At 67.6% G+C, this 13,758-nt stretch carries 13 protein-coding genes and 2 tRNA genes; 5 read left to right on the forward strand and 10 right to left on the reverse strand.

Annotation, left to right across the window (positions count from 1 at the left end):
- The first annotated feature begins 336 nt into the window (after nucleotides 1-336).
- Nucleotides 337-1,842 (forward strand): site-specific integrase, encoded by a 1,506-nt coding sequence (locus AD72_RS14130; RefSeq protein ID WP_197284970.1) that lies wholly within the window; start codon nucleotides 337-339, stop codon nucleotides 1,840-1,842.
- 111 nt (nucleotides 1,843-1,953) lie between these two features.
- On the opposite strand, the gene AD72_RS14135 is transcribed toward AD72_RS14130, so the two are convergent.
- The 4 genes from AD72_RS14135 to AD72_RS14150 form a co-directional block, all read right to left on the reverse strand.
- A tRNA-Arg gene (locus AD72_RS14135) sits at nucleotides 1,954-2,026 on the reverse strand.
- 48 nt (nucleotides 2,027-2,074) lie between these two features.
- Nucleotides 2,075-2,163: transfer RNA gene (locus tag AD72_RS14140), tRNA-Ser, on the reverse strand.
- Between the two features lie 119 nt (nucleotides 2,164-2,282).
- Entirely contained in the window at nucleotides 2,283-4,235 is a 1,953-nt protein-coding gene (locus AD72_RS14145; RefSeq protein ID WP_031466958.1) for an acetoacetate--CoA ligase, read from the reverse strand.
- A 154-nt stretch (nucleotides 4,236-4,389) separates the two neighbouring features.
- Entirely contained in the window at nucleotides 4,390-5,004 is a 615-nt protein-coding gene (locus AD72_RS14150; protein WP_031466959.1) for a dienelactone hydrolase family protein, read from the reverse strand.
- A gap of 104 nt (nucleotides 5,005-5,108) precedes the next feature.
- On the opposite strand from AD72_RS14150, the gene hisC reads away from it, so the two are divergent.
- The 3 genes from hisC to AD72_RS14165 all read left to right on the forward strand — a co-directional run bounded on the left by hisC (nucleotide 5,109) and on the right by AD72_RS14165 (nucleotide 8,166).
- Nucleotides 5,109-6,176, forward strand: a complete 1,068-nt coding sequence (hisC, locus tag AD72_RS14155; protein WP_031466960.1) for a histidinol-phosphate transaminase — start codon at nucleotides 5,109-5,111, stop codon at nucleotides 6,174-6,176.
- 69 nt (nucleotides 6,177-6,245) lie between these two features.
- Nucleotides 6,246-7,211: an alpha/beta hydrolase gene (locus tag AD72_RS14160; RefSeq protein WP_031466961.1), complete on the forward strand. Its 966-nt coding sequence runs from the start codon at nucleotides 6,246-6,248 to the stop codon at nucleotides 7,209-7,211.
- A gap of 10 nt (nucleotides 7,212-7,221) precedes the next feature.
- Nucleotides 7,222-8,166 carry a nucleoside hydrolase gene (locus AD72_RS14165; RefSeq protein WP_031466962.1) on the forward strand — a complete coding sequence of 315 codons (945 nt, stop codon included), beginning with the start codon at nucleotides 7,222-7,224 and terminating at the stop codon, nucleotides 8,164-8,166.
- Here the strand turns inward: AD72_RS14165 and AD72_RS14170 are convergent.
- Entirely contained in the window at nucleotides 8,163-8,570 is a 408-nt protein-coding gene (locus tag AD72_RS14170) for a hypothetical protein (RefSeq protein ID WP_051898595.1), read from the reverse strand. The genes AD72_RS14165 and AD72_RS14170 overlap by 4 nt on opposite strands.
- A gap of 36 nt (nucleotides 8,571-8,606) precedes the next feature.
- On the reverse strand, nucleotides 8,607-9,377 hold the full coding sequence (locus tag AD72_RS14175; RefSeq protein WP_051898596.1) for a helix-turn-helix transcriptional regulator: 771 nt from the start codon (nucleotides 9,375-9,377) through the stop codon (nucleotides 8,607-8,609).
- Nucleotides 9,378-9,427: 50 nt separating this feature from the next.
- On the opposite strand from AD72_RS14175, the gene AD72_RS14180 reads away from it, so the two are divergent.
- Nucleotides 9,428-9,793 (forward strand): DUF4345 family protein, encoded by a 366-nt coding sequence (locus tag AD72_RS14180; RefSeq protein ID WP_031466965.1) that lies wholly within the window; start codon nucleotides 9,428-9,430, stop codon nucleotides 9,791-9,793.
- Nucleotides 9,794-9,800: 7 nt separating this feature from the next.
- Here AD72_RS14180 and AD72_RS14185 read toward each other — a convergent pair whose 3' ends face one another.
- From AD72_RS14185 to AD72_RS14200, 4 genes are all read right to left on the reverse strand, one after another.
- On the reverse strand, nucleotides 9,801-10,946 hold the full coding sequence (locus AD72_RS14185; RefSeq protein WP_037345834.1) for a GDSL-type esterase/lipase family protein: 1,146 nt from the start codon (nucleotides 10,944-10,946) through the stop codon (nucleotides 9,801-9,803).
- 5 nt (nucleotides 10,947-10,951) lie between these two features.
- On the reverse strand, nucleotides 10,952-11,530 hold the full coding sequence (locus AD72_RS14190; protein WP_031466967.1) for a TetR/AcrR family transcriptional regulator: 579 nt from the start codon (nucleotides 11,528-11,530) through the stop codon (nucleotides 10,952-10,954).
- A 98-nt stretch (nucleotides 11,531-11,628) separates the two neighbouring features.
- Nucleotides 11,629-12,819, reverse strand: coding sequence for an arginine deiminase (locus tag AD72_RS14195; protein WP_031466968.1), 1,191 nt, complete (start codon nucleotides 12,817-12,819; stop codon nucleotides 11,629-11,631).
- A 121-nt stretch (nucleotides 12,820-12,940) separates the two neighbouring features.
- On the reverse strand, nucleotides 12,941-13,735 hold the full coding sequence (locus AD72_RS14200) for a CPBP family intramembrane glutamic endopeptidase (RefSeq protein WP_425480769.1): 795 nt from the start codon (nucleotides 13,733-13,735) through the stop codon (nucleotides 12,941-12,943).
- Between the last annotated feature and the right edge of the window lie 23 nt (nucleotides 13,736-13,758).

Consider the following 13,758-nt stretch of genomic DNA (forward strand, 5'->3'; position numbering starts at 1 on the left):
CATTCACTGGCCGCGGTCAGCAGAAGAACTGCGACATGCGAGCGCCCAGGTATGGGCTTTGCCTCCTCGCTTGTGATCGAAGAACCATCACCTGAGCCCCACCGGCACATATTGCGGAGGTTTTAGTCACTGCAGCGGGATAAAATGTACCGCACCTCAGGCTGTTCAAAGATGCACCTTCGATGCGCTCAGGAACAGAGCATCCATACCCCATGGGCCAGGTCAATCCATATACAGTACCGACATGGAAACGAAAGTTTGGTGGCTCCACAAACCCCGAGGGCCACCTTATTCAGTGAAGCCTTAGGAACAATTCCACCACTGAAAGGATCTGTTTTGATCAAGCGCGGCACCATACTTGTTCGCTGTCATTGTCGTGACGAAGACGGCTCGTTACTGGGTGGAAAATGCCCACAGAAGACAAAGCGAAATCATGGAACTTACTATATTCAGCAGGAGTTATTCCCGGTAGATGGCCAACGGAAGGTATTTCGGCGCTCAGGATTCAGCAAGAAAGGAGAAGCCAGTGAAACCTTGAACGCCGTATACGAGTTGCTGTCGCTACCTGAGACTGATGCCGAGAAGTATCGATTGACCGAGCTATTGCTTGAGGTCAGCACGAATCGGGATTCCGTTCCGGAACCTGACCGTGTCCGGGCTTACCTTCATCAGGATCAGGTCGTGTTCGGGGTAGCCCCGACGGTGCGAGAGTGGCTGGAGTATTGGCTGCCTCAGCAGAAGCATCTTTCCCGAGCAACGTTCCGCAGTTATTCGGATCATGTGCGTATGTATTTGATCCCGTACCTGGGTGACGTGCCGTTGCACCGGCTCAACGTCAGCCATGTCGGTAAGATGTTCGAGGAGATAATCGCCGAGAACGAGCGTGTCACCGCAGCGAACGAAGACCGGCGCGCCATGCTGAGCCGCATCGACCGAGCCCCGACTAAGCCTCGGACGATCCGACGCGAACTGCGCGCTGAGCTGGCCCAGATGGCTCCGTTTCGTCGCCCCGTTGGGCCTAGCAGTCGGGATCGTGTCCGGGCGACGTTGCGCAAGGCGCTCAACGACGCAGTCCCGTTGGAGTTGGTGTCGATCAACGTCGCCCATCACTTCAAGATCAGCTACGACAGGCCCCGGCCGATGGTCTGGACTGCCGAGCGCGTCGCGGCGTGGCGCCGCACCGGCGTTCGCCCCTCGCCAGTGATGGTGTGGACGCCAGAACAGGCCGGGCAGTTCCTCGACGGAGTCGCCGAGGACCCGCTGTACGCGCTTTGGCATCTCGCGGTGATACGCGGTCCTCGCCGCGGTGAACTCTGCGGAGTGAGCTGGACCGAAGCTGCCGAAGACTACCGGTCTCTTGAGGTACTGACGCAGCTCACCGAGGTGGACTACGAAGTCGCAGAGGAATCACCGAAATCCGAAGCCGGGTTCCGCACGATCGCACTCGATGCTGAGTCCGGAGAAGTACTGCGCGCACACCGACTTCGCCAGAACAAGCACCGCCTGGAGGTCGGAGAACTGTGGACCGACACCGGATACATCTTCACTCGCGACGACGGCCAACCCCTACGACCGTCGTACGTCAGCGACCGCTTCGAACGGATCGTCCGCAACCTCGATCTGCCACCGGTCCGATTCCATGACCTGCGGCACACCGCGGCGACGATCGGCCTGAAAGCCGGGACCGACATGAAAGTCGTCCAGGTACTCCTCGGCCACTCGTCACTATCAGTGACCAGCGACATCTACACGTCGGTGCTCCCCGAGCTCGCCACAGCGGCGGCCGAAGCTAGCGCCGCAGTAGTCGCGAACACGCGTCGCCGGGCGATGGGCACGCAATGAGCACGCAGACCGACTAATCGGACAGCCCAACACTGGGGATCACGATCTTGCTCGACCATGGACATGAAGAAACCCCCTGCGTAGAGGGGGTTTCGGGTGATGCCTTCACTGCGCGCCCGTAGGGATTCGAACCCCAAACCTTCTGATCCGTAGTCAGATGCTCTATCCGTTGAGCTACGGGCGCATGGCCTGTCGGCCGTTTTCAGTTGTGTCGCCGGCGGACCGGCGAGCGCGGAGGCTCCGGGATTTGAACCCGGGATGGGCGTAAACCCAAACCGCATTAGCAGTGCGGCGCCATAGACCAGACTAGGCGAAGCCTCCTGGAGCCTTCGGCTATGTGCAGGAGATAGCTTACACAACCGTTCGCGGGCTCCGCACGCGGGTTCCGGTTCACCCTCGGAACCCGCGCTGCGCTGGGCTGATCACGCCAAGCACCCGGATCACCCGGATCGCTGGGCGGCGAGCTCGATGAAGGGCTGCAGCGCTTCGGGGCTGGCGAGCGCGTCGAGGGAGACGGCTTTCTCGACGGGGGTGCCCGCGAAGATGCGCTTGACGGGCACCTCGCATTTCTTGCCGTTGAGGGTGCGCGGGATGGCCTGGACGAGGTGGAATTCGTCGGGCACGTGGCGCGGGGACAGTTCGCTGCGCAGGGCTTTGCGCAGTTCGGCCTCGACGTCGGCGAGCTGGGCCCCGGGCGCGAGCACGAGGAAGCACAGGAGTTTGCCTTCGGCCCCACCGGCGGAGGTGTCGATCACCAGTGAGTCGGCGATGGCCTCGAAACCTTCCACGACGCGGTAGAACTCGGCGGTCCCCATCCGCACCCCGCCGCGGTTGAGGGTGGAGTCGGAGCGACCGTGGATGACGGCGGAACCGCGTTCGGTGATGGTGATCCAGTCGCCGTGGCGCCAGATCCCGGGGTACATCTCGTAGTAGGCCTCGCGTTCCTTACTGCCGTCGGCATCACCCCAGAGCCGCAGTGGCATGGAGGGCATGGGTTCGGTGATCACGAGTTCGCCGACCTCGCCGAGCACGGGCCGGCCTTCGGGATCGTAGGCGGCGACGGCGGAACCGAGCGCGGCGCAGGAGAGTTCACCGCGCCAGACGGGAACATCCGGGGCGGAGCACACCATGGCGGTGCACAGATCGGTGCCACCGGAGACGGAACAGATCTGCACGCGTTCCCCGATGTGCTCGCCGATCCAGCTGAACCCTTCCGGGGAGAGCGGTGCCCCGGTGGAGCCGAGGGCACGCACCCCGCTGAGGTCGTGCTCGGCGCGCGGATCGATCCCGGCCTTGAGGCAGGCCTGGATGAACGGGGCCGAGGTGCCGAAGTAGGTGACGCCTTCCTCGGCGGCGAGCTGCCAGAGCGCGGACATGTCGGGATACCCAGGGGAACCGTCGTAGAGCACGATCGCCGAGCCGACGAGCAGCCCGGAAACGAGCAGGTTCCACATCATCCAGCCGGTCGTGGTGAACCAGAAGAACCGGTCGGACTCGCCGAGATCCATCTGCAGGCGCAGGGACTTGAGGTGTTCCACGACAATGCCGCCGTGCCCGTGCACGATTCCCTTGGGCAGTCCGGTGGTCCCGGAGGAGTAGAGCACCCACAGCGGGTGGTCGAAGGGCACCGGTTCGAAGTCGAGCTCGCCGCGCTTCGCGGTGAACTCGCTCCACGCCACGGTGCCCTCGAGGGAACCGGTACCGGTGTAGTCGATCAGCACGCACTCCGCGCCGATGGTCTCGCGCACCTGGGTGACGGTGTCCAGCACCGAACGGACTTTCCCGCCGTAGCAGTACCCGTCCACGGCGATGAGCACCTTCGGCTCGATCTGGGCGAACCGGTCGATCACCGCGTGCGCCCCGAAGTCCGGGGAACACGAGGACCACACGGCGCCGAGGCTCGCGGTGGCCAGGAAGGCGACGAGGGTCTGCACGCAGTTGGGGGCGAACGCGGCCACCCGGTCACCGCGGCCGACCCCGAGCGCGCGCAGTCCCTCGCGCGCCTCGGCGACCTGTGCGCGCAGCTGTCCGTAGGTCACCCGGTCGCGCAGCCCGTCCTCGCGGGCGAACACCACGGCGAGCGCATCATCGGCCCAGCCGGTGAGCGCGTGTTCGGCGTAGTTCAGCGTGGCTCCGGGGAACCACTGCGCACCGGGCATGGTGCGGGTACCGAGCGCCGAACTCGGCTGCTGGTGGAACCGCACACCGGCGTATTCGGCGAAGGCGGACCAGAAGGCCTCGAGTTCGGCGACCGACCACTCGTGCAGCTCGGCGTAGTCGGCCAGTTCCAGGCCGTGCCGCTCCCGCAGCCAGTCGCGGAACCGCGCGGTCGCGGTCTGCTCGGGTTTTTCCGGACGCCACAAGACTTCTGGCTCAGCATTCACGGTTCGCACAGTACCTAAGCGCGCTCGCGAACGGGAGCACTACGGACTGTGGATGTAATGGGCCTCCGCGCTCGACCGTTGGGGGGATGGACGGGAACGCGGAGGCGGCCCCAGCGTAATACACCCACCCGTGCATGGCACAACCTAGGGGCAGATGTCCCACTCAGCGCAGATGCGCGTCGAACCAGTTGACGACGCGGTGCAGCACACCGGCCGCGACCTCCTGATCACGGTCGAATCGGTGCTCCTCGGCGGGCACGGTGAGCACGTCGTGGGCGACCTCCGAACCGGCGACCGCGCGCTTGAGCACCTCGATCGCCTCGGCGGTGGCGAACCCGTCCGCTTCCCCGTAGACACCGAGCCAGGGACAGGACAGTTCGCCTGCGATATCGCGCAGCGCGGGAAGGCTCGCCGAGCCCGGTTCGAGGATCCCGGGCGCGGCGATGCTCACCGCGGCCCCGATGGACCGCTTGGCCGCGATCTCGAGCGCGTATCCGCCACCGAGATCGAACCCGAGCACGCCGAGCCGGTCGGAGGAGATGTCCCGTTCGGACAACCACACCCCGGCCGCGTCGAAGTCTTCGATGATCTGCCCCTCGCCGGATTCGGGGACGACCGTGAGCCAGCCCTCGCGCGCGAGGGTCGCGGGGACATCGGCCGCCGCATCCCCGTGGAGCACGATCAGCCCGCCGCGAACCGCGTGCTCGGGTTCGGCGATGGCCATCCGCAGTGCGCGCCCATCGGTGAGCCGCACCGTTTCGGTGAAGGTTTGGGTCATCGGGCAAGCCAACCGGTCGGTGCGAGCACGAGTCAACAGTTCACCGACGGTTACCGACCTCCTCCCGCTTCCGCCTCCGGAGCCGATCCTGATTAGCTGTGTCCATGACCTCCTTGCCACGCGCCGACCTCGCCACGCTGCCCGCCTACGTTCCCGGGAAGACCATTCAGGGGGCGATCAAACTCGCGAGCAATGAGGTTTCCGCTGGTCCACTGCCGAGCGTCCGCGCGGCGATCGCCGAGGCGGCCGCGGGGGTGAACCGCTACCCGGACACGGGTTCCCAGGCGCTGGTCTCCCGCCTGGCGGAACGGTTCGATCTCGAGCCCGAGCGCGTGGTCGTCGGCTGCGGTTCGGTGAGCCTGTGCCAGATGGTGATTCAGGCCACATGCACCTCGGCGGACGCGGTGCTGTTCGGCTGGCGCTCCTTCGAGGCGTACCCGATCCTGAGCCAGGTCGTCGGCGCCACCCAGATCACGGTCCCGACCACCCCGGAGCACGCGCTCGACGTGGACGCGATGCTCGCCGCGATCACCCCGGAAACCCGGGTGGTTTTCCTGTGCTCACCGAACAATCCGACCGGGACCACACTGACCGGGGCCGAGCTCACCCGGTTCGTGGAGTCGGCCCCGGAGCACGTGCTGATCGTGCTCGACGAGGCCTACCGGGAGTTCGTGGACGATCCGGAGGTCCCGGACGGCATCGAGTTCGCCAAGCGCTGCTGGGCCGAGGGCAAGGAGAACGTCGCGGTACTGCGCACCTTCTCCAAGGCCTACGGGCTGGCCGGGATCCGCGTCGGCTACTGCGCCGCGCCGGTCCCGGTGGCGGAGGCGCTGCGCAAGGTCGCCGTGCCGTTCGCGGTGAACATGCTCGCCCAGACCGCCGCGATCGCCTCGCTGGACGCCGAGGACGAACTCATGACGCGCTGCCGGGAGATCATCGCCGAGCGCGCGCGGGTGCGCTCGGTACTGCAGGAGTACGGCTACGAGGTGCCGCCGAGCCAGGCCAACTTCGTCTGGCTGCCACTCGGCGCGCGCACCGCGGCCTTCGACGAGCACTGCCTCGGGCACAAGGTGATCGTGCGCGCCTTCGCCGACTCCGGGGCGCGGGTCACCATCGGGACGCGCGAGGAGAACGACGCCCTGCTCGAGGCGGCGCGCACCTTCAGCGGGTAGCCGTTCGGTCACCGAGGATTACCCGCCTGGCGGTACCCCCTCAGGGGGAGCGGTACTTACCGTCAAAATATGAGGCGGATCACAATGGCGTGCCGCGTCGCGCTGACAGCACTGCTCATCGTCCTGCTCGCCGCGCCGGGTACCGCATCGGCGGTCACCCCGCGCAGCGCGAACGGGGCCCATGTCGTGACCCAGAAATGGCTCGGCGACCGAACCATGGACCTCACGATCTCCTCCACCGCGCTCGGCAGGGATGCCATGGTGCGGCTGATCGTGCCACCTGGCTGGTCACCGGAATCCGGGCGCAGCTGGCCGGTCGTGTACCTGCTGCACGGCGCCAATGACGACGCCGACTACACCGCTTGGACCAAGTACACCGACATCCAGCGGTTCGCCAGGGACAAGAACGTCATCATCGCGATGCCGACCGCGGACACCTTCGGCTTCTATTCCGATTGGCTGCACGGCAAGCCCGCGTGGCAGACCTTCCATCTCGACGAGCTCCCGCAGATCCTGGAGCGCGGCTATCACGCGAGCGATCAGCGCGCGATCGCCGGACTGTCCATGGGCGGGTTCGGCGCGATGCGCTATGCCGAGCTGCGCCCCGGAATGTTCAGTGCCGCGGCCTCCTACAGCGGGTTGCTGGACACCACGTTCCCCGCGGTGCCCCAGGCGCTGCAGTTGCTGATGTTCGCCCGCGGTCTCGATCCGAACGCGCTGTGGGGTGACCCGAACCGGGAATCCGCGATCTGGCAGCGGAACAACCCGATCGCGCACCTCGGCGAACTGCGCGGCACCCGGTTGTTCTTCTCCTCGGGCAACGGGAAACCGGGAAAGCTCGACCGGCCGGGCAAGGGGTTCGATCTCGTCGAGGCCGTGATGGGCACCGTCACGAAGATGTTCACCGATTCGCTGCACAAGGCAGGAATCCCCGCGACGACCGAGCTCTACGGCAACGGCACGCACGATTGGCCCTACTGGCAACGGGAACTGCATCGCTCCTGGCCGCTGCTGACCGAGGGGTTCACGCGATAGCGTGCTGCGCATGACCCGCAAGCTCGTGCTCGACGTGGACACCGGAACCGACGACGCGGTCGCGATCATGTTCGCGGCACTGCATCCCGAACTCGAACTGCTCGGGGTGACAACGGTGAACGGGAATGTGCCGGTCACCAATACGACCGACAACACGCTGCGGGTGCTCGACTGGATCGGGCGCTCCGAGATTCCGGTGTACCGCGGCCTTTCCCGCCCGCTCGCCCGCAACGGTTCGCCGGGGCCGCGGCACTACGAACGGGACGGGAAGGCCGATCCGCACGGACTGGCCCTGGACATTCCGGAACCGCGCAGCAGCGCCGCGGACACCGGGGCGGTCGAATTCCTCGTCGAAACCCTGCGCGCGGTCACCGATCCGCTCACCCTGGTCGCGGTCGGCCCGCTGAGCAATATCGCCACCGCGCTCGCCATCGATCCGGGACTGACCGAGTCCGTCGAGGAACTCGTGATCATGGGCGGTGGGCATGCGGTGACCAATGTGACCGCCTCGGCGGAGTTCAACATCTGGGGTGATCCGGAAGCGGCCGCGGTCGTGTTCTCCGCCGGATTCGGCCGTCTCACCCTCGTTCCACTGGACGCCACCCATCGCGCGCTGATCACCAGGGAGAGCGTGAACGCACTCGGATCGCTCGGCACCCCGGCCGGTACCGCCTGCGCGCGGTTCATCGGGAAACGAATCGAGGCCTATACGGCGATGCTGCCGGGTACCGATGCCGCGCCGGTGCACGACGTGGTGTGCACCGCTTCCCTGGTGCGCCCGGAGCTGATCACCACCGAGCACATCCCGGTCCAGGTCGAGACCGCGAGCCCGCTCACCATCGGCCGCACGGTGATGGATCGGCGCCCGCACACCCCGGACGAGCCCAATGCGCATGTCGCCTTCGACGCGGACGCGGCACTGCTCACCGAGCTGCTGCTGGAGACCTTCGGCTAGGCGGTTTTCCGGCTCAGCGCCCCGGTCAGCAGCGAGGCGCCGTGCCCGAGCAGGCAGATCCCGGCTCCGAGCCCGGTGACGGTGCTCGGGAGCACCGGGCTCAGCAGTCCGGTGATCAGGGCCGCGATCGCCACCGCGGTCACCGCGCCGGAGAGCGCGAGCATGCCGATCCCCGGGAACACCCGGTTCAGCGGCGTGAAGTGGATGCCCACCACGAAGCAGATCAGCGCGGCGATGAACTCCGCATGACCGGTGACGCCGAGGATCGCGGCGCCGACACCGCATACCCCGAACTCCGCCCCGACGGTGATGCCGTACCGCCGGGCGGCCGCGCGGTCCCGCAGCGGCGAGGAATCCCGTGGTGCCCGGAGCATCGCCAGCACCCCACCGAGCAGGAGCAGCACGGCGAGAATCTGACCAGTGCCCCAGGATCTTTCCGATCATGGCGCGGGTTCGCCGGGTTCGAGCACCGTGATGCGCACCCGCCCGGCCAACAGGGTATTCGCGGGAAGGCCGAACATGGCCCGGAAACTGTCGCTGAAGTGACCGGGTGAGGCGAACCCGGCCGCGGCGCCCGCCCGGGTCAGATCGTGCCCGGCCTCGATCGCCGCGGCCGCGCAGAGCATCCGGTTCCACAACCGGTAGCGGCGAAAGCTCGTCCCGGTGTGCGCGGAGAACAGGTGCAGGAACCGCGAACGTGACAGGCTCACCTGGCCGGCGAGCCGATCCGCGCTCGGGGTGTTCGCCGGATCGGCCCGCATGATGCGCAGCGCCACCCGGATCCGCTCATCGAGCCGCGCGGAATCCGGGGCCGTGCACAGTTCGCGTGGTCCCGTGGACCGGACCCGCCGGATCAGCTCGCGTTCCCCGGTGATCCCGAACCACGCCGCGCTCGTGTGCTCGCTCATCCGTTCCCGGATCCGCGCCGCGGCGGCCGATCCGGGATCCAGGTAGCAGAACAGCATGCGGCCTTGCGCGGACAGCAGATGCCGTTGTCGCGCGGGAATGAGCGCACTGCGCGCCCGCCGCTCCCCGATGCCCTCGGCGCACAGCGTGAACTCCGCGTCCATGCCGAGCGCGAAACAGTCCACCGAGCCGGAATGCGCGCCGAGGCGCAGCGCCGGTCCCAGATACGCGGCCTGCCCCGGTCCGATCCAGATCCGGGACTCATCCGCGGGACAGCACGTTTCCGGAAGCGCGGGATCGTCCACATCCCCGATGCTCGCACGGAAACCGATCCGCCGGAGGGAACCACGCTGCCATGAGTACCGTTCTGATCCTCATCGTCTGCGCGTTCTTTCTCGGCATGGGCTGCTATGCGCTCATCGCGCCCGCGGCACTGGCCCGGCCGTTCCGGCTCAGCGTGGACAGCTCCGAAGCGCGCGCCGAGGTCCGCGCGGTCTACGGCGGATTCGGCCTCGCCATCGCCGCCGTGCTGCTGCTCGCCGCGTTGGACCTCGGCGGTATCCGCGCGGGCGTGGTGTGCACGGTCGTCGCCGCGCTCGGTGGCATGGCCCTCGGCAGGCTGCTCTCCGCCCTGTTCGACCGACCGGGGGCCTTCTACCCCGTCTGGTGCTATTTCCTCGTCGAACTGCTCGGCACCGCGCTGCTGCTCGCCGCGTGGTGAACGGCCGTCAGGGCACCAGTTCGGCGAGGTGCTTGGCGAAGCGTTCCCCGATGCGCCGGTGCGTCGCCGCGTCCGGGTGCAACTCGTCGGGTAGCGGCAGGTCGGCGAAGTCGGCCTCGCCGTAGAGCTCGCGGCCGTCGAGGTAGTGCAGATTCGGGTCCCCGGCCGCGCGCTCGCGCACGATCCGGTCCAGTTCCTCGCGGATCACGGTCAGCGTCAGCTTTCCCGCGGCGCGATCCTCGGGGTCGCCGGTCGCCTTGAACCGCAGCCGCCCGCTGCTGAGCGCCCCGAAATCGAAGGCTCCCGGGCCGGGGGTGTCCTCGTGGATCGGGCAGTACAGCGGCGAGATCACCAGCAGCGGCGCGTCCGGATGCCCTTCCCGGATAGTGTCCAGGAATCCGTGCACGGCGGGGCGGAAGGCGCGCAACCGCATCAGGTCGCCGTTGACCACGTTGATGCCGAGCTTGACGCTGAGCAGATCCGCGGGGGTGTCACGCAGCGTGCGGGCGGTGAACGGGTCGATCATCGCGCTGCCCGCGAGCCCCAGGTTGACCAGTTCGGCGCCCGCGAGCGAGGCGGCGAGCGCGGGCCAGGTCGCGGTGGGGCTGGCCGCATCCGAGCCATGGCTGATCGAGCTGCCGTGATGCAGCCACACCGGCCGGGTGTGTTCGGTGATCGCTTCGATCGGGGCATCGGCGCGCAGCGCGACGAGCTCGGTGGTTTCGTTGTGCGGCAACCAGATCTCGAGTTCCTTGGCGTGCCCGGGCAGACGAGCGAACCGGACGGTGCCGACCGGTCCGGGTTCGCGCGTCGCCGATCCGGTGCGCAGATCGACGGTCAGTACGTTGCCGCCCGGCACCCCCGACTGCGCGGTGAGCTGCCCGTCCACGAGCAGGTCGTAGACGCCGTCCGGGCGCGGCGGGGCACCAGTATAGGCGCGCTTGGTGCGCAGCGTGTCCAGTTCCACCACCGTTGCCGTGGTGCGGAACGCGAGCCGAACACCGGAAGGCTGTGCCTCCGCCATCGTCAGTTGTGGGTCGGCGGCCTGGGCGCGGGCCCATGCCGGAAGCCGGTGCGGCAGCAGGCCGTTCTCGGTGCGCTCCAGTTCGAGCGCGCCACGCAGCAGCTCCGCGGTGATGGGTGTGCTGATCATCGTTCTCATTCCCCGTCGGTTTTCGCGTGGTTGCGCAGCAACGCGTCCAGGGCACCGATGGACCAGTCCCAGCTCTGCTGCGCATCGGGAGAGCTGTGCGCGAATCCGCCCGCCAGTTCCAGGGTCACGAAGCCCTGGAAAACGCCGCCGAGCAACCGGACGGCGTGCGTCTGATCCGGCTCGTCCAGGTCGTAGGCGCGCAGGAGCGCCCTGGTCAGTTGCGCATGCCTGGGCCCAGCGCTGGCGGCTGCGGTTTCCGCGTCGAGCGGGTGCTTGGCAGCCGCGAACCGGCCGGGGTGTTCCCTGGCGTAGTCGCGGTAGGCGTTCGCGAACGCGAACAGTGCGTCCTTGCCCGCCCGCCCGGCCAGCGCCTCGGTCACCCGGTCAGCGAGCTCGGCCAGCGCGAACAGCGCGATCCCCGTCTTGAGCTCAGCCGAGCTCTTGACGTGCGAATACAGGCTCGCGACCTGCACATCGAACCTTCTGGCCAGCGCCGAGACCGTCACCTGCGCGAAGCCGACCTCATCGGCCAGCTCCGCACCGGCGTGGATCAGCCGCTCCGCGGTCAGTCCGGCTCGTGCCATAATCCTTCTCCCGTCTAGCTATAGCTAGCATATATCTACCTAAAGACATTAGGCAAATAAGATCAGGCTTAGGCACAGCACGGAGCCGACGGGGGCGCTCAGAGCGGGGCGCGGTCCAGCGGACAGGACATGCAGCGCGGTCCGCCACGCCCGGAACCCAGCTCCGAACCCGAGATGGGCAGCACCTCGACCCCGGCGTCGCGCAGCCGCGCGTTCGTCTCGGTGTTGCGCTCGTAGGCGACGACCACACCAGGGGCCAGCGCGAGGGTGTTGTTGCCGTCGTCCCACTGTTCGCGTTCGGCGGTGACCGGATCCAGCCCGGTGTCGATGACCCGCAGCCGCCCGATCCCCATGGCCTCGGCGGCAGCGTCGAGGAAGGGCACCGGCCCTTCGACGGTGACCCCGTCTCCGTTGGGGCGCACCGGATACGCGTCGAGACTGTCCCGGATCGCCGGGTACATCACCACGGCATCGGTGTCCACCATGGTGCACACGGTGTCCAGGTGCATCGAGGCGCGCTGCTGTTCGATGGGCACGGCGAGCACGGTGTGCGCGAGCTCGTCGCGGAAGGCGCTGCGCGCGAAGGATTCCGCACCGGCCGGGGTGGTGCGCTCACCGACGCCGATGGCGAGCACTCCCGGAGCGAGCGCGAGCACATCCCCGCCCTCGATGGGCGCGGAGTGCGCACCGTAGGCGCGGGCGGTCCCGGCGAACCGCGGGTGGTAGGCGTACACGATGTCGGTGATGGCGGATTCCCTGATCCGGGCGGGAAGCACGAGCGAGGCGATCGCCACCCTGTCCCCGACCCAGGCCGAGGAATCCCTGGTGAACAACAGGTTCGGCAGCGGGTCGATGACGAAATCGGCCGGCTGGTGCATCCGGCGCACCAGTGAGGCCCCTTCGGCGGCGGGCAGTTCCTCGAAGGTGAGCCCGGCCATCAGCACCCCGGCAAGGTCCTCGGGTTTGAGCCCGCTCAGGTGCGAGCGCAGCGCGTCGGCGAGGTCGAGCCCGATCCGCCGTTCGACCACGGCGGAACCGATCCCCGCGGCCCGCGCGCGCTCGTCCTCGAGTGCGGTCGCCAGCAGCTCACCGAGCAGCAGCACCTCGATGTCCCGGGAGCGGAGCAGCTCGGCGAACGCGTCGTGTTCCTCCTGCGCCCGCCCGACCCAGGGCAGGCCGTCGAACAGCAGCTGGTCGTTGTTGCGCGGGGTGAGTCGCTTGAGTTCCTTGCCCGGACGGTGCAGCAGCACGCTGCGCAGCGTGCCGACCTCGCTTTCCACGCTTCCCATGGTTTCGGAGCGTACTCGCAGCCGAGTCCCGAACCGAGAGCTGACGGCGTATTCGATCGTGATTCGCCGCAGGACCTACAGATTATTGTGCAAATTCACGATCTGACCGATGGATCGTTGCTCAGCGCAGGAACGGCAGCAGTGGCGCGAGCAGCGCATAGCCGACGAACGCGATCAGGTCGATCAGGCTGTGCGCGAGCACCAGTGGCCAGAGCCGGTTGGTCCGCTGCCACACCCGCCCGAACACCAGTCCCATGAGCAGATTGCCCACGAATCCGCCGAATCCCTGGTACAGGTGATAAGAGCCGCGCAGCACGGCGGCGATGAGCAGCGCGCTGTTCTCCCTGGCCCCGAACCGGCGCAGCCGGGTGAGCAGGAACCCGACCACCAGCACCTCCTCGGCGACCGCGTTCGCGACCGCGGAGATCACCAGCACCGGCACCCGCCACCAGGTCCCATCCAATGTGGACGGTGCGACGTTGAGGTTCGCCCCGATCGCGCGGGCGGCGAAGTACAGACCGAGCCCCGGAATGCCGATCAGCGCGGTGAGCCCGATCCCGCCGAGCCAGTCCCGCCCGGTCACCCGGCGGGCGAACCCGATCGCCCGCGCGCCGATCCCACTGCGGTGCAACAGGTACAGCCCGAGCGCGGCCCAGGCGAACAACTGCAGGATCCCGGCGAGCTGGGCGAGCAGGTCGAGCCAGCCCGCGCGTGCCTGCGGGGCATTGATCGCCACGGTCTGCTTGTCCAGCGGGGTGGTACGCAGCAGCGAATCGAGCAGCGAGAGCAGGCTGCGCAGCCCGGAGAGCCCGAGCGTGATCGCGAAGACGATGACGAGCTCGACGACGATGAGCCGCCGCTCACCGCGATCGGCCCGGGACTCGAACGGATTCGCGGGGTTCAGCCAGTCACGCAACACAACGGGAAAGTTACCGGTAA

It is taken from the genome of Sciscionella sediminilitoris (genome assembly GCF_000737195.2).
GTDB lineage: Bacteria > Actinomycetota > Actinomycetes > Mycobacteriales > Pseudonocardiaceae > Sciscionella > Sciscionella sediminilitoris.